The organism is Nisaea sediminum, from assembly GCF_014904705.1.
Taxonomy (GTDB): Bacteria; Pseudomonadota; Alphaproteobacteria; order Thalassobaculales; family Thalassobaculaceae; genus Nisaea; species Nisaea sediminum.
The window spans coordinates 1-686 of sequence record NZ_JACZCQ010000022.1; the positions used below are offsets into that span (position 1 = coordinate 1).

Below are 686 nucleotides of genomic sequence, written 5' to 3' on the forward strand. Positions count from 1 at the left end.
GTCGAGCTCGAAGTTCGCGAGCTTCTGTCCTCCTACGACTTCCCGGGCGACGATATTCCGATCGTGAAGGGCTCTGCTCTCGCGGCTCTGGAAGACAGCAACGAAGAGATCGGCAAGAAGGCCATTCTGGAGCTGATGGAACAGGTTGACGCCTACATTCCGCAGCCGGAGCGTCCGGTCGATCAGGCGTTCCTGATGCCGATCGAAGACGTGTTCTCGATCTCCGGGCGCGGCACCGTCGTGACCGGCCGTGTCGAGCGCGGCATCGTGAGCGTGGGCGACGAAATCGAGATCGTCGGCATCCGCGACACCACGAAGACGACCTGCACGGGCGTCGAGATGTTCCGCAAGCTGCTTGACCGCGGCGAGGCCGGCGACAATGTCGGTGTCCTGCTGCGCGGCACGAAGCGCGAAGATGTGGAGCGCGGTCAGGTTCTGGCGAAGCCGGGCTCGATCACGCCGCACACGAAGTTCACCTGCGAGGCTTACATCCTGACGAAGGACGAGGGCGGTCGTCACACGCCGTTCTTCTCGAACTACCGTCCGCAGTTCTACTTCCGCACGACGGACGTGACGGGGACGGTCGAGCTTCCGGAAGGCACCGAGATGGTGATGCCGGGCGACAACATCGCGATGACGGTTCAGCTGATCGCGCCGATCGCCATGGATGAAGGCCTGCGCTTCGC

The 686-nt window shown here is 63.3% G+C and carries 1 protein-coding gene; it reads left to right on the forward strand.

Features of this window, described 5'->3' with window-relative positions:
- The coding region (locus IG122_RS23875; RefSeq protein ID WP_264299744.1) for an EF-Tu C-terminal domain-related protein at nucleotides 1–686 on the forward strand (686 nt) is incomplete at both ends.